Origin of the sequence: Clostridium sp. 10cd*, assembly GCF_044336395.1 — a bacterium.
GTDB classification, from domain to species: Bacteria; Bacillota_I; Bacilli_A; order Erysipelotrichales; family Erysipelotrichaceae; genus Clostridium_AQ; species Clostridium_AQ innocuum.
This window is the reverse complement of sequence record NZ_CP172347.1, coordinates 2391884-2410529: the sequence shown is the minus strand read 5'-3', so window position 1 is coordinate 2410529 and position 18646 is coordinate 2391884. Positions and strand designations below refer to the sequence as shown.

The following is an 18646-nucleotide window of genomic DNA, read 5'->3' as shown; positions in this document are numbered from 1 at the left end:
GTTTACTCCTCATATTATTTCGCAAGCTGCTCTACGGCAGCGGTATAGATGGCAACCGCTCTTAACAAATCTTCCACCCGTATTGCCTCATCCTTCTGGTGGCAGCCGCCGATAAACATATCCTTTGGCTGCTCCCTATTTGGTAATTCTGGACCAAATGCTACAAAATTATCAAATTTCTTTGCATATGTTCCACCGCCGATTGTCATATTCGGCGTAAAGGTATCATGGGTGTAATCCCGATAGACACTGCTCAAGGTCTGGACCAGCTTTGAATCCGGATCCACAAACAGCGGCTTCGTGTTTTTCTTCAGCGTTACATCCAGTGCGTAATCAAGCTTCTTCGCCGTATCGGTAAAGCCCTTCATGATGCGCTTTGGATCTGCATCGTTTGGATAGCGGATGTCAATGACAATGCTTGCCTCGTTATGTTCAATGTTTACAATACCGGTATTCATGGTCAAAAAGCCCATGTAGGCACCATCTATATCGATGCCCAGCGGTTTTCCCTGCCAGTCCTTCAGCATGGTATAGGTATCGTGTGCAAATTTATCACCATAGGTACAGCCAATGAAGTTTAACAGATGCAATGCCGCATTTACGCCGTTGTATGGCATAGCCGCATGTGCAAAGACCCCTTCCATATGCAGAACAGCACTCTCATTGTCCAGAGTTTCCACGCTTCCTTTTAAATCAAAGGCCCGTAAATAGTACAGAAAGGCATCCAGATATTCTTCCTTCCAGTCCCTAACCTGGGCACTTGCCTGTCCGATTACGATATTGCTGCGCTCTCCCGCATGCATACTTGTAATTACGGTATCACACGTTCCGCTCAGTTCCACATGCAAGCCGCCCTTTTCTCCATAGATAACCGGGAAATCCGCATCCGGTGTAAAGCCCAGGGTAGGAAGCTCACCATGCTTTGTATAGTAATTCATGCACTCCATGCCGCTTTCTTCATCACAGCCCAGAATCAGCATGACCTTGCGGTTCAGCTTGATTCCCTTATCCTTCAGCATTTTAAGCGCATAAAAGCCAGCCATGGCAGGGCCTTTATCATCCAGTGTTCCGCGTCCGAACATGTAGCCGTTCACGATGTCACCGCCAAAGGGATCTCTGCTCCAGCCTTCACCGATCGGCACAATGTCCAAATGCACCAGCACACCGACGCTTTCTTCCCCTTCCCCATATGCAATCATACCGGCATAGCCGTCGTAATCCTTTATCTGAAAGCCTTCTCTTTTCCCAAGTTCCAGCATATAATCCAGTGCTTTTCTACAGCCTGCCCCAAACGGTGCATTGGCTGTCTTTGTTTTGTCATCCCGCACAGAAGGAATGGCAATCAGACCTCTCAGGTCTTGGATAAACGCATCCTTGTACGTTTCCAATTCCGTTAACCAGTTCATTCGATTCACCTCATGCATATATTCTACCACAAAGGAATGTGAATACCTATGATTATTTTCATAAATTTTCATAAAAGTTTCGAGCGCCGCAATCCAGAAAAATTCCAACAGTTTAAAAAGGTCAAGGTATGAAAAAACCGTTCGTGATTTTAAAAGAAAAGAGGCAGTCCGTCTGGATTGCCTCCGTAATGATTTTATGCTTCTTTGTTATCCTCCGCAGCAGCTGCAGGCTTCGCATCCTCTTCCTTCTTTTCCGTTCTTGGTCTAGGAAGCAGTGCCTTGGCGCTGACATTCACACGGCCGCGGTCATCGATTTCCGTAACCTTGACACGAACGGTATCCCCGATGTTTAATACATCCTCCACCTTGTTGACACGCTCATGATTGATTTTGGAAATGTGCAGCAGTCCATCCGTCCCCGGGAACAGATTAACAAAGGCACCGAATTTTTCAATACGGACAACCTTGCCCTCATAAATATCGCCGACCTTGGCTTCCCGTACGATGTCACGGATCATATCCGCTGCATGATTGATTGCCGCACGATCCATATGGTAAATGACCACATGTCCGTCGTCCTCAATATCGATTTTAACATCATCGCTCGCCTCAATGATCTTGTTGATCATCTTGCCGTTTGGCCCGATAACCTCACGAATCTTTTCCGGGTCGATATAGAACTGCTCGATCTTCGGAGCATAGGTTCCGACATCTTCTCTCGGTTCGCTGATGGCTGCCATCATATTTTCCAGAATCTGCGCACGGGCAACCTTCGCCTGCGCCAGAGCTTCTTCAAATACTTCTCTGGTGATTCCTGTCACCTTGATATCCATCTGCAGTGCCGTGATACCCTTGCTTGTACCGGCAACCTTAAAGTCCATATCACCGAAGTGATCCTCCATACCCTGAATATCCGTCAGTACGGTATACTTTCCATTTTCCTCATCCATGATCAGACCCATGGCAATACCAGCCACCGGCGCCTTGATTGGAACACCGGCTGCCATCAAAGACATGGTTCCGGCACAGATGGATGCCTGAGAGGAGGAACCGTTGGATTCGGTTACCTCGGCAACCGTACGGATTGTGTAAGGGAAATCCTCAACACTCGGCAGTACCTGGGACAGTGCACGCTCACCCAGTGCACCATGACCGATCTCACGACGGCCGGGGCTTCCCATACGTCCTGTTTCCCCTACGGAATACGGCGGGAAGTTATAGTGATGCATGAAGCGTTTTGTTTCCACTTCCGTTAAATCATCAATGATCTGATTGTCATTCATCGGTCCCAGCGTCGTAACGCTTAACACCTGTGTTTCCCCACGGGTAAACAGCGCACTGCCGTGTGCTCTTGGCAGGATGTCAACCTGGGAATCCAGCGGACGGATTTCATCAACCTTACGACCGTCCGGACGCACTTTATCTTCAATGATCAAGCGGCGCACCTCGTCTGCCTCAATACTGTGGCAGATCTGTTTTACCTGCTTGAGCACCTTTGCCTTTGCGGCTTCGTTTTCATATTCCTTAGCATCAAAAACAGCGACAGCTTCCTCTGTCAGCTCGTCAATTTTGCCATAGCGTTCCAGCTTCTTTTCGATGGATACCGCATCACGGATTGCCTGTTCAAACTGTGCACGTACCTCGCGGTCGATGTCCTCGTCCACGGTATACAGCTTAACCTCCATCTTTTCTTTTCCAACGGCTGCTGCGATTTCCTCCTGGAAGGCAACCAGCTGCTTAATGTGCTCATGACCGAACATGATAGCACCCAGCATTGCTTCCTCGCTAACTTCCTTCGCACCGGACTCTACCATATTTACGGCATACTTTGTACCGGCAACCGTCAGGTTGATATCACTCTTCTCCAGCTGCTCCGGAGTCGGGTTGATGATGTATTCGCCATCCACGCGTCCTACCATTACACCGGCAATCGGACCGTTGAACGGGATGTCGGAAACGCACAGTGCCAGGGATGCCCCAAACATTGCGGTCATTTCCGGTGTACAGTCCTGATCTACGGATAATACCGTATTCACAACCTGTACCTCATTGCGGAAGCCGTCCGCAAACAACGGACGGATCGGACGGTCAATCATACGGGCCGTCAGCGTCGCATGCTCGCTCGGTCTTCCCTCTCTGCGTAAAAATCCACCGGGAATCTTACCAACTGAATACAGCTTTTCTTCAAATAAAACGGTCAGCGGAAAGAAATCAATGCCTTCCTTCGCCTGCTTGCTGGCTGTAGCTGTTGATAATACAACGGTGTCATCATATCTGACCAGGACAGCTCCACCTGCCTGTTTTGCCACTTCACCAGTTTCCACTGTGAGCCCACGCCCACAGAAATCTAAACGAAATACCTGTTTCGCCACGTTCTTCACCTCTATTTTTCTTATCTTTACCATGATATCATATTTTAAAAGCCAATAAAAGAAAAAAAGCTCTTTTCGAGCTTTTTTACTACTTCCGCAGTCCTAAACGAGAAATCAGTTCCTTGTAACGGTTCAGATCTTTATTCTTCAGGTATGCCAGCAGGTTTCTACGACGACCAACCATCTTCATCAGACCACGCTGAGAGTGGTAATCGTGCTTGTGCTCCTTGAAGTGCTCCGTCAGCTGGTTGATTCTGTAAGTCAATACAGCTACCTGTACCTCCGGAGAGCCTGTGTCTCCTTCGAAACGTGCATACTCTTTCATAATCGCCTGTTTTTCGCTTTTTAATAACATGTTCTTTCCTCCTGTTTTCTTATTCGTTCCATACTGAGTGAACCGCTGAGGAATATTGCGCGTAGACCAAGTATAAAACCTTTGCTATCATAGCACAGTTACTGCTTGGATGCAAGCATTTTTTAGAAATCCGCCCATATGATTCGTGCAGGCTGAAGCAGTCGTTTTGCTGCTTTTTCAACCTGCTGCCTCTGCAGAGCATCAAAGTCCTCAAACGACTGTAGCTGCAGGGTTTCCTTTTCCAGCTTCCAGCGTCCTGCAACATTTCCCTTATACAGGAAGCAGGGATATACGATTCCCTGCAGATTGAACACCCTGCGCAGATGGCGCTGCGGCAAAAACGGGTTTTCATGCTTTTCATAGCCCAGCATCAGCGGATCAAAGCCACTGAGAAACACGGCGGTGGGGATACGGGGATAGGCGTCGATTTCCTCAGGAAGCTCATACACGGCAGATCCACTGCAATCACTCATCTGTACATTATGGATCTTTTGCAATACAGCCTCCAGCTCTTTCTTTTTCCAGCCGAAGAAATAACAGGCATCCCGCAGCGTTACCGGACCATAGCCCTTCAGATACCGGTATACAAGCTCTTTGCGGCAGGCATCCAGATCGCTTCGCAGTGATATCGGAGCATAGGCAAATTCCCGTGATGCCGCATGCTGAAACATCACCTTTCCCTGAATATTCAGGACAGCAAACAGGCCGTCCCAGCTGGAGCAGGCCAGCTCACACAGCTTTTCATCCAGCCCCATCGCAACCAGCCTTGTATAAATTTCACGGCGTCCGCAGATGCCCTGCTGCAGCAGATCAAGGATCGCATTGCAGAAAAGCTGTTCCTCCTGCGGTGTATAATAGCGGGCCATATAGTACTTGCGATGCTCATAATCCTTCCACAGAGCCGAGGTGATCAGCAGGCGGTCTTCCGCATCCAGCAGATGCAGCGTTCCGCGAAAGGCGCGTGTTTTCACACTCTGCTTGACCCATTGCTTCCATGAATCATCCCTTGTTCTGAGGCGCAGTGACATTTGTGCATGCCGCAGAAACTGCGCCTGCAGCGCCAATACATCCCGTGCAGCTGTTTGTGCATCACAGCGTGAGGTCAGATGCTGATGATAGAGTATTTTTCGTTTGCGTTCCGCTTCCTTCATAACGTTTCCTCCGATAAAAAATCAACAAGTACATCATGGAGCAGCAGCATGCCCTCTTCCGTTGTACGAACATGATCGTCCTTCACTTGCAGCATGCCATTTGCGATATTCTTTTGAAGCGGTGCAGAATAGATTGTTTCAAAATCAGCCGCAAAGCGTTCCCGAAACAGAGAGAGGCTCATCCCCTTCTTCATCCTTAGCGCCATCATCAGCATCTCAAACATTTCATCCTGTCTGCTCAGCTCAATGATATCCGGACAGCTGCCCTTTTGCAGATAGGTATGCAGATTGCGGGTGTTATCATAGCGGATATGTCCGCTCTTTCCGCTGGCACCGCATCCGATTCCACAGAAATCCTCATAGTTCCAGTACATCTGATTGTGCAGGGATGCTGCGTTCGGCTTTGCGAAATTGCTGATTTCATATTGTATAAAGCCATGCTTTTTCAGATAGGACACTGCATACAGATACATATCCGTTTCCACATCCGCATCGATATTCTCTACACCGTCACGCCCGAACTGAGAATGCTCCTCGATGGTAAGGGCATACAGCGAAATATGAGATATCTGAAAATGCTGTACGATGTCCTGCAAATCGTCCTGCCACATCTCCATCGTCTGCTGTGGAAGACCATATATGAGATCAATGGATATATTATGAATACCATACTGGTGCAGCTGCCGAATCCGCTCCACCACCTCTTCTCTTGTATGCCTTCGCCCGATGATGGACAGAAGGACGGGCTGCAGAGATTGCACGCCCAGTGAAATACGGTTGACCCCATACCGCTTCAGCAGCTTCATTTTATCTTCATCCAGTGATTCCACATTCGCTTCCACCGTATATTCCTGTACCTGTGTCGTATATGGGGCGAGCAGCTTCAGCAGCTGCTCCAGCTGTCTGCTGTTTAATGCACTCGGGGTTCCACCTCCGATATACACTGTTTCTACCGAAACCTGCGCAAGCTTTTCCTGCAGCTCCCGCTCCACAGCAATCAGCCACTGGTCCGCAAGGCCCGCATGATAGCGGCACCGGGTAAAATCACAATAGGCGCAGATATCTCTGCAAAAGGGCACATGGACATAAACAGCTTTCATACAAACCTCCTAAACCGTATAATATACGTATTTTTTACCGATTTTCCGCCGCTGATAGCAGTGCTGCTTCACCAGAAGCTCCATGGCACAGCGCGCTGTTTCATTACACACGCCGGCATATTCCATAAACTGCCGTATGGTGTAATAGCGGTATGGCTGTCGATGATCGACATAGAACATCAGCTGCTGTACACTGAGCATCGGATACTGCTCCAGCAGCTCCTGTAGCTGCATCGTCTGACAGGCGGTGACATCCATTTCCGTTAATGATAGCATGGATCGTGAGATTTGCAAGCGGATATCATCCAGAAAAGCCAGAAAGCGTACACTCAGATCTCCTGCAGCTTTTCTGTTTGGCTGTTCCTCCATCGCTAAAGCAAACGGTGCATGACAGCGCTCATGTACCAGCAGGCAGTCCAGATAGGCGCTCTCTCCTGTAAACATGGATAGAAAAAAGATACGCAGCAACAGCGGCTCCTCCTCCTGCTCCAGAAATGTCACAAGTCCATGCGGCAGCGGTGTAAGCGCCAACAGCTCGCCTGCCTTATACAGCCAATGCGGATAATTTCCTGCAAGCAGGATGCTTTTTTGAACAGTCGCAGAAAAGGGGCGCTGCAATGGACAGCGATACAGCAGCTCTGTTGTCTGCTGCAGCTTCGCACACAGGGCTCTTGTCATAACGATATCCGCATGCAGATCATCAAAGCAGAAGCTGCGGCGAAGCAGTGCACGGTAATCCTCCACCTGCTTCCATACCGCATCCAGCACAACTCCTGTTAAATCAAGCCTTTGTGCCAGCTCCTCTTTGCTGACATAGACCTCCTCGGTATACTTCCTGGTTTCTTCAAACATATGTTCACCTCGCCACCAGTGTAGCATGGATTTTCAACCAGCTGGTAGCAATCGACAAAAGAAGAAAAAAACAGATCATTTCCGACCTGTTTATTTGTCATCATCATCCATGGAAAGCACGGCCATGAAGGCTTCCTGCGGCACCTCTACACTACCGACAGACTTCATGCGCTTCTTTCCCTCCTTCTGCTTCTCTAAAAGCTTTTTCTTACGGGAGATATCCCCGCCATAGCATTTCGCCAACACATTTTTACGCAGGGATTTAATATCTGCACGTGCAACGATCTTTCCATTGATCGCAGCCTGAATCGGAATTTCAAACTGCTGCTTTGGGATCAGCTTCTTCAGCTTTTCACAGATAGCACGTCCTCTTGGATAAGCAAACTCCCGATGTACAATACTGCTTAAGGCATCTACGATTTCCCCGTTTAACAGAATGTCCATCTTGGCAAGCTTATTCGTCTGATAACCGATCAGCTCATAATCCAAAGACGCATATCCCTTCGTGCAGGATTTCAGCTTATCGAAGAAATCAAACACAATTTCTCCCAGCGGCAGTTCATAGATCACATTCATACGGCCCTCATCAATATAGACCATATCCTTATAATTCCCACGCTTGCGCTGACACAGCTCCATGATCGGCCCGACATAATCATTCGGTGTCATAATGCTGGCACGTACAAACGGTTCCTCAATATGATCGATTTTCTGCACATCCGGAAGCAGGGATGGATTATCGATGGACAGTACGGAGCCGTCCGTCAGATATGCATGATAGACAACGGAAGGTGCAGTCGCAATTAGATCAATGCGGTATTCCCGCTCAATGCGTTCCTGAATAACATCCATATGCAGCAGCCCCAGAAAGCCGCAGCGAAATCCAAAGCCCAGTGCCTGTGAGGTCTCTGCTTCAAACTGCAAAGAGGCATCATTCAGCTGCAGCTTTTCCAAAGCATCCCGCAAATCGTTGTATTTACTGGAATCAATCGGATATAAACCGCAGTACACCATCGGATTCATTTCCCGATATCCATACAGCGCTTCTTTTGCGGCATGATCCGCATGGGTGATGGTATCTCCGACACGCACATCCTTAATGGATTTAATAGAGCCGCAAACCCAGCCTACCTCGCCGCATTCCAGCACATCCTTCTTGACTTCCTTCGGATTGCGAATACCTACCTCCAGCACTTCGTATTCCGCCCCGCTGGCCATAAACCGGATATGATCACCAACCCGCAGGGTTCCTTCCTTAACACGAACATAAGCAATAACACCACGGTAAGCATCATACAATGAGTCAAACACCAGTGCCTGCAGCGGTGCATGCGGATCTCCGGACGGTGCCGGCACATTGCGTACGACCGCTTCCAGCACATCCTTGATGTTCAAGCCGTTTTTCGCCGATATGAGCGGTGCATCGCTGGCATCCAGTCCGATTACATCTTCGATTTCCTTGCGCACAACATCCGGCTGTGCACTGGGAAGATCAATTTTATTGATCACCGGAATGATTTCCAAATCATTATCCAAAGCCAGATATACATTGGCCAGTGTCTGTGCCTCGATGCCCTGTGCCGCATCCACGACCAGAACGGCTCCCTCACAGGCCGCAAGCGAACGGGATACCTCATATGTAAAATCGACATGTCCCGGTGTATCTATCAGATGGAAAATATAATCCTGTCCATCCTCCGCTTTATATTTCAGCTGAACGGCATTCAGCTTGATCGTAATGCCACGCTCCCGTTCCAAATCCATGGTATCCAGCAGTTGTTCCTTCATTTCCCGCTGTTCAACAGTATCTGTAATTTCAAGAATACGATCGGCCAGAGTTGATTTCCCATGATCAATATGGGCGATGATTGAAAAGTTTCTTATGTATTTCTGATCCATATTCTCACTCCTAACGCAAGGACTATTATAACAGGAAAGTTGTGGGATGGAAAGCAAATTTAGTGTGTAGAAAGCAATTCCTCTTGACCTTTTCAGCGAGTAGTGCTAAAGTTTAGTGGAAAAGGATGAGAGAGCCTTTTTACGTTAGAATTTATCTAACAAAGAAGGACCCGCTGTAGGAGGCGGGTCCTTTCTATGTTCAGCAACCATGTAGAAAGCATAACCGTTATATGAAACATAGCCCATCCCTTCGTTTTATAGCTTTTCTAACAACAGAATACGCAATGGCGTCAATACAGTTATGTTACAACATATTTTCACGAACCGAGATATCGTCTTCTCTGCTTCGCTTTTCACAAAGTACTCCCAGAGTATCCATCAGCATCATAAAGCTCTGTTTCTGGTCGTTTGTCAATTCATCATAGAAATTCAATACTTCTATTTTATTCATATAATCTCGATTCATTTCTCTGATATTGCCTCTACACTTATCTGTCATCATTACCATCACTTTCTGCTATCACATTTATTTTATCGTGTTAACAAAGAATATACAACTGTTATTAGTGAATCATATTATCATATCTCTATCGGAGAATTGCATATGATTACTTATTATAAGCTTTGGGACTATTGTAACAGGAAAGACATAAACAAAACTGAATTGAAGGAGGGCGCAGGAATTTCCAATGCCACCATCAGTAAATTGAGCAACAATCAAATTGTCACGACGGAGACACTAGATAAGGTTTGCACCTTTTTGAAGGTTCAGCCCTTTCAGATTATGGAATGGGAAGAAAATAAAACAGCTAAATAATAGTGTGATTACCCACAAAAGAAGGCATCCCATCGGACACCTTCTTTTTCTATTTCATTAGTCCACGATATAGCCAATCAGATTTTTCCCGCTGCCGTTAAAGAAGACCTTTGCCTCCATCTTCGCTTTTCCTTCCAGCTGCAGCTCATCTGCCAGAATCAGTCCGTCGGCACAGGCAATCGCATAACCGCCGTCCACCATACCGATGATTTCTCCGCAGGCGGCACTTCCCTTTTTGCTCAGTCTGCGCACCTTATGGAATTTCAGCTTTTTGCCATTTACAAGCGCATAGGCACAGGGTGCAGGAATCAGACCACGGATATGATTATAGACGCTTTCTACATCTCTGCTGAAATCAACATGCTCCTCTTCCTTTTGAATGGTGTAGGCAAACGTTGCTTCCGCTTCGTTTTGTTCCACGAAGACAGCACTTCCGTCAATGATTTTCGGAATGCTTTCACTCAGCAGCTGTGCACCGGAAACGGCCAGCTTATCATACAAGGACCCCATCGTATCCTCATCTTCAATCGTCACATGACTTTGCGCCATGACAGCACCGGCATCCATTTTCTTCACCATGCGCATGATGGATACACCGCTTTCCGCATGCCCTTCGATGACCGCCTTATGAATCGGTGCTCCGCCTCTCAGCTTTGGCAGCAGCGATGCATGCACATTGACTGAGCCATAGGTCGGATGCTCCAGCAGCTTCGAAGGGATGAACTGCCCGTATGCACAGGTTACAATCAAATCGATATCCAGCTGCATCAGTTCCTCATAATCATCCCGTATTCGGATTGGCTGATACACAGGGATATCATGTGCCAAAGCTGCCTGCTTTACCGGCGGCATCTGCAGCACCTGCTTTCTTCCTACCTTTTTATCCGGCTGACTGACAACACCGATGATCCGATAGCCGTCACTCCACAGCCGTTCCAGCATAGACACGGCAATTTCCGGCGTGCCCATGAACAGAACTCGTATTTGTTTATTATCCAAGCTAATCACCTCAGTAGGCATTATAACATGTTGTGCGTTCGTTTGCATCTACTTTAACAAACTGTCTTCCTCTTGGGTATGACAGCTAATGCAACAGTCCATCGAATACATCGGAAAACATCTGTACACATCCCTTCATTGTGGATACAATTGCCTCACTGCTGCTCTTCGCAAGCTGGGAAGCGCGGTTTTCCTCAATATCCTTTAATGCGACCGGATCGTTCTGTGCTTTCACAACTCGATTCTGCGCAACATCCGATTCAAAGCTCTCCACCTGCTCCTGAACGAGATTTCGCGTATCATCTGACCCCTGCTGATTGATATAGGAGCCGATCGATACAAGAATACAAATCAGAATGGCATCCGCCAGAAATCGCTTCATATAAAATCACTCCTTTGTCAGTACATCATGAATACCGTCTGCGATAACATCCAGGGAGTTTGAAACCTCCTCGAAGGTGTTTACATCACCGCCAAGCTCCATCAATACAATGTTTTTGGCAACCTCCTGATTATAATAGGCCTCCCTTGTCATGACCCCCTTCATGATACCATTCTTCTTTGCATTGATCGTGTCAGTTAATGTCGTGGACAGCTTGGTTGCCGTCTTGGCATTTTTCCCAAGACCACCGACAACAAACATCCCCTTGGCATAATTCTTACCATCGATATTGATATAGCTCGCTTCCCTTGGAATGCTGTCACGATGCAGATCCAGACACATATCAAAGCCACCGTAATTCACAAGCGCTTCGTTTAGATATTTATAGGATACTACATAGGATTCATTATACGTCAGTCCATGCGTATCACGGTAACGGATGAAATCATTGGTTTCCAGAACCACCTTGATGCCGCGGTCCTCCAGCTTCTGCGCCAGAATAGCCGCAGCATCCAGCACCGTTTTGCCACCCTTATAGCTTTCATCCTGGTGGGTGTCGTAGATATATACCCGTTTTCCGGTACTCTTTACTTTTTTATCCTCGGATTTTTCTTCCGTTTTCTTGTCACTGCTTTCAGCCTTATTGTTCTTACCGTCATCCTTGCTTTGCGAGGTATCCTTTTGCTCGTCTGTCGTCTTCGGCACAACACTCGGATTATCCTGTGTCGTTTCCACCTCACTGATGTCCTCCTTGGGAATCGTCAGATTGGAATTGTAGGACAATACATTTAAGGAATCCTTCAGTGAAAGGGAGCTGTTGATCGTCTTCTGCTTATAAACAAAATTATTCAAAAGATCATCTGCATTGCGGAAGCAGTGCTTCAAACCGCTGGCAAAGGGTGTCAGATAGAGAAAGGCAATCAGTACGAATACTTTAACGAGAAGCTTACATGTAGATTTCATAGAAAAAAGCACTCCCTTCTCTACCACCATATGTGGCCGGGCGTGCTTTCATGTTAAACTATGGATGACAAAATCCGACATTACAGCTGTTCATAGTTGGGATGCAGGAAGCGATTCAGACTTTCGGAAACGATATAGACCAGATGCTTCAATTCATCATCCATGGATTTTGGCGTTACGACAAGATTCAGATAATTGCTGTCCTGTATCTTCTGCAGAATATGCTGCTTTTCCTCTCCGCTGACCTCGAGGGTTTCATGCAGGATGGCACCGATGCTGGTAACCGTTGCCACACCGATGGCGATAACGGGAATATGCAGGCTTTTCTCACAGAGTGACATCCGGTGATTTCCAACGCCGCTTCCCGGCTGAATACCGGTATTGTTGATTTGAACAACGCGGTTGATCCTGGCGATGTTACGGGTAGCCAGTGCATCTATGGCAATGACCAGATCCGGCTGATAGCTTTGCGCAACGCTTTGGACAATGGACAGCGACTCCAGACCGGTCTGTCCCATAACACCCGGCTGCAGCACCGCAACATTGCGTGTTCCCTTTAAATAGGCAGGGTCCTCATGCTCATACAGATGGGCGGTCACTAGGATTTCATTTGCCGCCTGCGGCCCCAGTGCATCCGAGGTAATGAAGCGGTTTCCCAATCCAACCACAAGAATTTTTTTCAGCGTCACATGCATGTTATCACTCATATGCTGCAGATTCTCCTGAATTGCATCAATCATATTTTCCCGGACGACATGATCATCCAGATCACGGCATTCAATGGAAACATAATCCCCCTTATGCTTGCCCAGCTCATTTTCATCACAAAGGACCTTAATATAATTGCTGCGAATGTAATCATTCTTTTTTTCGATATGCTCATAGGTTTTTGACTGGATATCTGCGGATATGATTTCATCCGCAAAATCACTACGTATCTGATATGGTTCTGCCATTTTTATACACCTCTTCCATAGTATGGTTTTTTTTCACCTTATTATTGCATTTTCATATTCTTTTTGATATAATTTATTGGCAATTGAAAACTAGGAGGTGCAACATGCCACAGATCCAATCACAGAAAAAACGTGTAAAAACCAACAACAAAAGAAACTTGGCTGTAAGTGCTCAGAAATCTGCATTGAGAACTTCCATCAAAAAAGTTCTGGCTGCTGTTGACGCAAAAGACGCAGCTGCCGCAGCTGCTGCTTACAACGAAGCAAGTACTAAATTAGATAAAGCTGTTGCGAAGGGTATTCACCACAAAAACTACGCAACAAGACAGAAATCACGTTTGGCTAAAGCAATCAACGCTATTGCTGCATAAGAAACAGGACAGAGGTTCTGTTTTTTTTCATTTCATGCTATGATAGTATAGATGGGAAAGGAAGGATTATATGAAACGCTATGGCATAATCTTGCTGACTTCCCTTATCTTGTTCGGCTGCAGTGCCACGCAGAAGGCGGAAGAGAAAGAGCAGAAGGATCCTGCTGTTGAATTGAAGCAGACATCCATTCAAAACAGCAAGGCAATCAATGAGGATACCTGCTACAAATACCAGCGCTCCCTGCTGCATGAAAATCTGCAGGATGATTATGACCGGCTGTACGGCGCTCTGCTGCATCATGAATCCTCTGTACTGCTGGATTGCAGTATGCCCTATGTCATGAAGCTCTTTGATGCCGTTACCTTCGATCATCCCGAGCTGTTCTGGTCGAACTACGAATACAATTACAAAGAATCCGATGATAAGGAAAGTGTAACACTGTATCCCTCCTATGCATACGATAAGGAGGAAACAGCAAACCTGCAAAAGCAGGTGGATGCCGTCGCTGAGGAGATATTACAGAAAGCGGAAGCAAAGCAGACTGATTACGAAAGAGTGAAGCTTCTGTATGACTGGATCATTGATCGCAGTGATTATGTAAACAAGGAAGAAAACAATCAGAATATGCTCAGTGTATTTCTGGATAAAAAGGCAGTCTGTGCCGGGTATTCCAAAAGCTTCAAATATCTGCTGGATCAGCTGCATATCCCCAATGCGATTATTTTGGTACAGGTCATTGAAAACCCGGAGGAATATCATGTCATCAATATGGTGCAGATGGATAAGCAGTGGTATTATCTGGACCCCACCTTTGGTGATATCAAGATTGAGAAAAGCTATAACAATTACCGCTACGCCTATTTTGCAATGACCAGTGCGGAGGTAGAAAACATCTATGCCCCACAGCAGGAAATCAAGCAGACTGCTGCATATAAGGACAGCTTCTTTTATCAAAGAGATGCGTATCTGAAGGGCTATGATGAAAATCAGATCATCGCGATCATTGCCTCCAATATCAACAATCCCGATCCCTGCCTGGCCATCAAGTGTGACAGCAGGCAGACATATGAGCAGGTCAAGCAGCTGCTGCGCTCCCAGCATATCTTTGACCTCTTCCAGAGTGCAGGCTATAATCCGCAGGAATTTGAGTATTACAGTCTGGATGAGAATTACTGCTTCTTTCTGAATTACTGGTAAAGAAAAAGATTTCGAATGTGACCGAGGATAGCCGGACAGCATTTGAAATCTTTTTTTATCCCTTACTCATTCCACATACAGCAGCAAGCCGCATGAATACCAAGGTTATTTTATTCTCCTTATTTTGATTAGAAAATCCTGATCGGCATCCTCTTTGCGGTTTTTACGAGCGATGGTATTCAGTACCTTTACGACCTTTTCAGCTTTTACAATTTCTTTATGGTATTGTAAAGAGCCCTTTTGTACTGTTTCTTTAGATACATACCCATATGTGAAAGTACCATCTGTGAAAAACAGCTTTACACGTACCTGCACCTTTTCTGAACCTGATGAAAAGGCATTTCCTGGCCCGATTCTGCCTATATTAGCAAACGCATTTTCTAATGGTGTTCCAACATATTCCAATGACTTTCTTGCTTTTTTTATAGCATCATAGGAATATATACCCCCATCCCCCAGTATGAAGGTAAAGCGTCTTGTGTGCTTGTCAAACAAAGCGATATTATCATAATTTCTCGTATATGCAAAGGAATCCATTTCACTTCCCCTTTCACTCTCTGCCCTAACCGGAGCCGCCCAACAGGCACCATCCATGTTAAACACCGCCTACGCTTTCCCCTGCTTGCCTTTCTGTTATCAATACACGATGATCCCCGTCATTCTTCATGCCAATCAGGGTGGACAGACTGCACTTCCATAATCAGGAAAAGCTCTGTGGTATCTATCTATACTATAAATCAATACTGCAACGTCTGCAAGACTTTGATTGCAAAGCCGAAAAAGAAGATAAAAGGAAGCAGAATTTTAACTGCTTCCTTTTACAATACGATATGTTAAAACAGACGCGATATATCATTCCAGGTTGCCAGAACCATAATACCGACAATCATCAGCAGACCGGCCATCATGATGGCACTTTGTATACGCTCGTTTAGCTTACGCCCGATGAGGGTTTCAATCAAAACGATAAAGATACGTCCGCCGTCCAGAATCGGTATCGGCAGCAGGTTGAAAATGCCGACGTTGACAGAAAGCAGTCCAATCAGTGCAATCGTTGACAGCAGACCGGTCTGCGTGATCGGGCCGTTACCTGGTAAATTCCGACAGGCCCGCTCAGATTTTTCAAGCCGACACCCTGTACCAGCTTTCCAAGGGATTCAAAAATAGTCGTTACCGAATCCACCATTTTTTCTGTACCGTAGGGTATGGATTCCAGCAGTGAAATCTCTTTGATTTCATTCTGCTGAAGAACTCCGAGGATATACTTGCTTTCATCCTTGACATACGTTGGTGTGAAATGCAGCGTTACCTGCTTCCCATCCCGCAATACGGTAAATTCCGTATCACCATTATAATACTGGATAAATTCTACAACATCGTTGAAGGTCTTCGGCTCCAGAACCTCATTACCGTTCTTCACACGGATGATTTCATCCCCGGCCTTCATTCCACCCTTCTCTGCTGCGGAATTCTCCTGTACAGAGGCAACCAGTGCCTTTCCCGGGACACTGACAGCACCCTGATACGCGGTAATGCCGATAAACAGCACCCACGCCAGCAGGACATTCATGATAGCTCCTGCCGCCATAACAACAATCTGCTTCCACGGCTTGATGCCGTTTAATGTGCGCTCATATGGAATATCCAGTTCCTCTGCCTCATCATCATCCTCTTCTCCGGCCATTGCCACAAAGCCGCCAATCGGAAGAGCACGGATGGACCATGCAGTTTCACCGACCTGCTTCTGATAAACAACAGGGCCCATACCGATGGAGAATTCCTTGCAGTAGACACCGAAACGCTTGGCAGCAATCAGATGTCCCAGCTCATGAACGATAATGATAACACTCAGAATCAGAATAAAATAAATAATATTTACTATATTGCTCATACCGTACACATTCCTCCTTTCCACGCCCTGTGCACGAATTCCCGTGCCCAGGCATCACTCTCTATAACCTCTTCCAGAGAAGGATGCGCGATGTATGCTGCAGCTTCCACTGCCTTTATAATATAGCGCTCGATATCCAGAAAACCGATTTTCCCATCGAGGAACAACGCAACGGCCTCCTCATCCGCACCATTCATAACTGCGCCCAGGTTTCCTTCTTTTCTGCCAACCGCAAAGGCCAGCTTCAGCAGAGGATAGCGCTCCTCGCTGGCAGGCGTAAAATGAAGTGCAAAGGTCCGCTGAAAGTCAAACGGTTCGGCATTTTTCATTTCCAGACGGGAGGGATACGATAATGCATACTGAATTGGCAGGCGCATGTCTGCTGTTCCCAGCTGTGCCATGATCGCATGGTCACGATACTGCACCATAGAATGGATAATACTCTCGCGATGGATCACCACATCGATTGCATCGTAAGGAATATCAAACAGATAATGTGCTTCGATCACCTCAAAGCCCTTGTTCATCATGGTAGCGGAATCAATGGTAATGCGTCCGCCCATGTCCCAGTTGGGATGCTGCAGGGCCTCCTTTACGGTGACATCCGCAAGCTCAGCACGGCTGCGGTCACGGAAGCTTCCCCCGCTTGCCGTAATAATCAGCTTATCTACCTCTTTCAGCGCATTCCCCTGCAGGCACTGGAAGATTGCGGAATGCTCGGAGTCAATGGGATACAGCGCAACCGGATGCTCTTTTAGGGCACGCTTTACCAGCGGACCCCCGGCAACCAGACTTTCCTTGTTGGCAAGGGCTACCGTCTTGTCATGATCAATGGCTGTCAGTGTCGGTACAAGTCCGCGAAAGCCGACGACAGCATTCACCAGAACATCGTAATCCGGATTTGCGGCAAGCTGCTTCAGTCCGGCATCGCCAAAGCAGAAGGAATGGCTGGGATAGCGTTTCTGCATATCCTCCATATCCGCTTCCTCCGCCACGCAGACTTGACGCACCTTTGGCAGGGCATCCAATATCTCTGCCAGCTTTTTCATATTATAGCCGACACTTAATCCTATGATTTCAAATTCAGAACTATGATGCTTTACCACATCCAGAGTCTGGGAGCCGATACTTCCGCTGGCACCAAGCAGCATTATTTTTTTCATAACATCAACACCACCAGTATCAGATCAAAACAAATAAAATTAAAGACAAGAGAATCCACCCGATCCAGCACACCGCCATGTCCAGGCAGCAGATCGGAAAAATCCTTAATACCGAAGTTGCGCTTAATAGCGCTGAACGCAAGATCACCAATCTGTCCGGTCACCGTCAGAATTGCGGAAGCAATTATCATCTGAAGCGGCGTCATCGTATCGATCATAAACCAGGCAAAGGCAAAGGATAACAGAGCGCCGAAAAGCCACCCGCCAATGGAGCCCTCCCATGTCTTTTTTGGAGAAATACGTACATTCAGCTTATGCTTCCCTAAAAACCGTCCGCAGAAATACGCAGCGGTATCACACGCATAGGTGGCGATGATGATAAACCACACATACATGCGATTGGTTCCGTAAATATGCAGAAAGCAGCGTGCGATTGCAAAGAAGAACATCACATAGGCAATACACAGGAAGCCATCCTTGGCATGAAAGCGATCTGTGAATACCGGTATGGATAAAAAGATAAGTGCTGAGACACCAAGCAAGGCAACATGCAGCCGTTCATCGCTTAAAACCAGTACAAAGACTGCCACAATAGCAAGTGTCTTGATTCCCAGAGGCCATTTTGCATCCTGTTCCTTTAGATTCAGCAGCTCAATGCCGCCTGCAACAATAATAAACGCAATCAGCAGATCAATCAGCCAGCCGCCGTATACCAGTGGCGGGACTACGCAGAGGATGATCAGCAGCGCTGTAATAATCCTGGTCTTCATA

The 18646-nt window shown here is 46.8% G+C and carries 18 protein-coding genes and 1 pseudogene; 3 read left to right on the top strand and 16 right to left on the bottom strand.

Features of this window, described 5'->3' with window-relative positions:
* Positions 1–14: 14 nt before the first annotated feature.
* The 8 genes from pepV to ACG3M1_RS11855 form a co-directional block, all read right to left on the bottom strand.
* On the bottom strand, positions 15–1406 hold the full coding sequence (gene pepV / locus ACG3M1_RS11890) for a dipeptidase PepV (RefSeq protein ID WP_009269157.1): 1392 nt from the start codon (positions 1404–1406) through the stop codon (positions 15–17).
* Between the two features lie 194 nt (positions 1407–1600).
* Positions 1601–3778, bottom strand: a complete 2178-nt coding sequence (gene pnp, locus ACG3M1_RS11885) for a polyribonucleotide nucleotidyltransferase (protein WP_008817303.1) — start codon at positions 3776–3778, stop codon at positions 1601–1603.
* Positions 3779–3866: 88 nt separating this feature from the next.
* Complete coding sequence (gene rpsO / locus ACG3M1_RS11880) at positions 3867–4133, bottom strand: 30S ribosomal protein S15 (protein WP_002608951.1); 267 nt, start codon at positions 4131–4133, stop codon at positions 3867–3869.
* A 122-nt stretch (positions 4134–4255) separates the two neighbouring features.
* Positions 4256–5284: a DNA glycosylase AlkZ-like family protein gene (locus tag ACG3M1_RS11875; RefSeq protein WP_008817304.1), complete on the bottom strand. Its 1029-nt coding sequence runs from the start codon at positions 5282–5284 to the stop codon at positions 4256–4258.
* Positions 5281–6384 carry a radical SAM family heme chaperone HemW gene (gene hemW / locus ACG3M1_RS11870; protein ID WP_009269158.1) on the bottom strand — a complete coding sequence of 368 codons (1104 nt, stop codon included), beginning with the start codon at positions 6382–6384 and terminating at the stop codon, positions 5281–5283. Before hemW ends, ACG3M1_RS11875 begins: the two co-directional genes overlap by 4 nt.
* Positions 6385–6393: 9 nt before the next feature.
* Positions 6394–7236, bottom strand: coding sequence for a hypothetical protein (locus tag ACG3M1_RS11865; RefSeq protein WP_009269159.1), 843 nt, complete (start codon positions 7234–7236; stop codon positions 6394–6396).
* 90 nt (positions 7237–7326) lie between these two features.
* Positions 7327–9135 (bottom strand): translation elongation factor 4, encoded by a 1809-nt coding sequence (gene lepA, locus ACG3M1_RS11860; protein ID WP_009269160.1) that lies wholly within the window; start codon positions 9133–9135, stop codon positions 7327–7329.
* A gap of 304 nt (positions 9136–9439) precedes the next feature.
* Entirely contained in the window at positions 9440–9637 is a 198-nt protein-coding gene (locus tag ACG3M1_RS11855; RefSeq protein ID WP_021420803.1) for a hypothetical protein, read from the bottom strand.
* Positions 9638–9739: 102 nt separating this feature from the next.
* On the opposite strand from ACG3M1_RS11855, the gene ACG3M1_RS11850 reads away from it, so the two are divergent.
* The gene (locus ACG3M1_RS11850) at positions 9740–9952 is read left to right on the top strand and encodes a helix-turn-helix domain-containing protein (RefSeq protein WP_008817309.1); all 213 of its coding nucleotides are present in this window, start codon (positions 9740–9742) and stop codon (positions 9950–9952) included.
* 57 nt (positions 9953–10009) lie between these two features.
* Here ACG3M1_RS11850 and fmt read toward each other — a convergent pair whose 3' ends face one another.
* The 4 genes from fmt to gpr form a co-directional block, all read right to left on the bottom strand.
* A complete protein-coding gene (gene fmt, locus ACG3M1_RS11845) occupies positions 10010–10960 on the bottom strand; it encodes a methionyl-tRNA formyltransferase (protein ID WP_227761504.1) in 951 nt (316 codons plus the stop codon).
* Positions 10961–11036: 76 nt separating this feature from the next.
* Positions 11037–11333 (bottom strand): hypothetical protein, encoded by a 297-nt coding sequence (locus ACG3M1_RS11840; protein WP_002608944.1) that lies wholly within the window; start codon positions 11331–11333, stop codon positions 11037–11039.
* A 6-nt stretch (positions 11334–11339) separates the two neighbouring features.
* The gene (spoIIP, locus tag ACG3M1_RS11835) at positions 11340–12296 is read right to left on the bottom strand and encodes a stage II sporulation protein P (RefSeq protein WP_008817311.1); all 957 of its coding nucleotides are present in this window, start codon (positions 12294–12296) and stop codon (positions 11340–11342) included.
* A gap of 80 nt (positions 12297–12376) precedes the next feature.
* On the bottom strand, positions 12377–13252 hold the full coding sequence (gene gpr, locus ACG3M1_RS11830; protein ID WP_002608942.1) for a GPR endopeptidase: 876 nt from the start codon (positions 13250–13252) through the stop codon (positions 12377–12379).
* 104 nt (positions 13253–13356) lie between these two features.
* On the opposite strand from gpr, the gene rpsT reads away from it, so the two are divergent.
* Positions 13357–13623: a 30S ribosomal protein S20 gene (rpsT, locus tag ACG3M1_RS11825; protein WP_008817313.1), complete on the top strand. Its 267-nt coding sequence runs from the start codon at positions 13357–13359 to the stop codon at positions 13621–13623.
* 70 nt (positions 13624–13693) lie between these two features.
* Positions 13694–14821, top strand: coding sequence for a transglutaminase domain-containing protein (locus ACG3M1_RS11820; protein ID WP_395814192.1), 1128 nt, complete (start codon positions 13694–13696; stop codon positions 14819–14821).
* Between the two features lie 105 nt (positions 14822–14926).
* On the opposite strand, the gene ACG3M1_RS11815 is transcribed toward ACG3M1_RS11820, so the two are convergent.
* From ACG3M1_RS11815 to ACG3M1_RS11800, 4 genes and pseudogenes are all read right to left on the bottom strand, one after another.
* Positions 14927–15415, bottom strand: coding sequence for a hypothetical protein (locus tag ACG3M1_RS11815; RefSeq protein WP_008817315.1), 489 nt, complete (start codon positions 15413–15415; stop codon positions 14927–14929).
* Positions 15416–15654: 239 nt separating this feature from the next.
* Positions 15655–16712: pseudogene (gene rseP, locus ACG3M1_RS11810) on the bottom strand (RIP metalloprotease RseP).
* The gene (gene dxr, locus ACG3M1_RS11805; RefSeq protein WP_008817317.1) at positions 16709–17875 is read right to left on the bottom strand and encodes a 1-deoxy-D-xylulose-5-phosphate reductoisomerase; all 1167 of its coding nucleotides are present in this window, start codon (positions 17873–17875) and stop codon (positions 16709–16711) included. Before dxr ends, rseP begins: the two are co-directional and overlap by 4 nt.
* On the bottom strand, positions 17872–18645 hold the full coding sequence (locus tag ACG3M1_RS11800) for a phosphatidate cytidylyltransferase (protein ID WP_008817318.1): 774 nt from the start codon (positions 18643–18645) through the stop codon (positions 17872–17874). The genes dxr and ACG3M1_RS11800 overlap by 4 nt, the downstream gene beginning before the upstream one ends.
* Position 18646 lies beyond the last annotated feature (1 nt).

Excerpts from the sequence above, each read along its gene's own strand:
- ACG3M1_RS11800 (WP_008817318.1), bottom strand. The coding sequence starts at position 18,645 with ATGAAGACCAGGATTATTACAGCGCTGCTGATCATCCTCTGCGTAGTC.
- ACG3M1_RS11865 (WP_009269159.1), bottom strand. The coding sequence starts at position 7,236 with ATGTTTGAAGAAACCAGGAAGTATACCGAGGAGGTCTATGTCAGCAAA.
- spoIIP (WP_008817311.1), bottom strand. The coding sequence starts at position 12,296 with ATGAAATCTACATGTAAGCTTCTCGTTAAAGTATTCGTACTGATTGCC.
- rpsO (WP_002608951.1), bottom strand. The coding sequence starts at position 4,133 with ATGTTATTAAAAAGCGAAAAACAGGCGATTATGAAAGAGTATGCACGT.
- ACG3M1_RS11840 (WP_002608944.1), bottom strand. The coding sequence starts at position 11,333 with ATGAAGCGATTTCTGGCGGATGCCATTCTGATTTGTATTCTTGTATCG.
- ACG3M1_RS11855 (WP_021420803.1), bottom strand. The coding sequence starts at position 9,637 with ATGATGACAGATAAGTGTAGAGGCAATATCAGAGAAATGAATCGAGAT.
- ACG3M1_RS11815 (WP_008817315.1), bottom strand. The coding sequence starts at position 15,415 with ATGGATGGTGCCTGTTGGGCGGCTCCGGTTAGGGCAGAGAGTGAAAGG.
- gpr (WP_002608942.1), bottom strand. The coding sequence starts at position 13,252 with ATGGCAGAACCATATCAGATACGTAGTGATTTTGCGGATGAAATCATA.
- rpsT (WP_008817313.1), top strand. The coding sequence starts at position 13,357 with ATGCCACAGATCCAATCACAGAAAAAACGTGTAAAAACCAACAACAAA.
- hemW (WP_009269158.1), bottom strand. The coding sequence starts at position 6,384 with ATGAAAGCTGTTTATGTCCATGTGCCCTTTTGCAGAGATATCTGCGCC.
- dxr (WP_008817317.1), bottom strand. The coding sequence starts at position 17,875 with ATGAAAAAAATAATGCTGCTTGGTGCCAGCGGAAGTATCGGCTCCCAG.
- ACG3M1_RS11875 (WP_008817304.1), bottom strand. The coding sequence starts at position 5,284 with ATGAAGGAAGCGGAACGCAAACGAAAAATACTCTATCATCAGCATCTG.
- ACG3M1_RS11820 (WP_395814192.1), top strand. The coding sequence starts at position 13,694 with ATGAAACGCTATGGCATAATCTTGCTGACTTCCCTTATCTTGTTCGGC.
- ACG3M1_RS11850 (WP_008817309.1), top strand. The coding sequence starts at position 9,740 with ATGATTACTTATTATAAGCTTTGGGACTATTGTAACAGGAAAGACATA.
- pepV (WP_009269157.1), bottom strand. The coding sequence starts at position 1,406 with ATGAACTGGTTAACGGAATTGGAAACGTACAAGGATGCGTTTATCCAA.
- lepA (WP_009269160.1), bottom strand. The coding sequence starts at position 9,135 with ATGGATCAGAAATACATAAGAAACTTTTCAATCATCGCCCATATTGAT.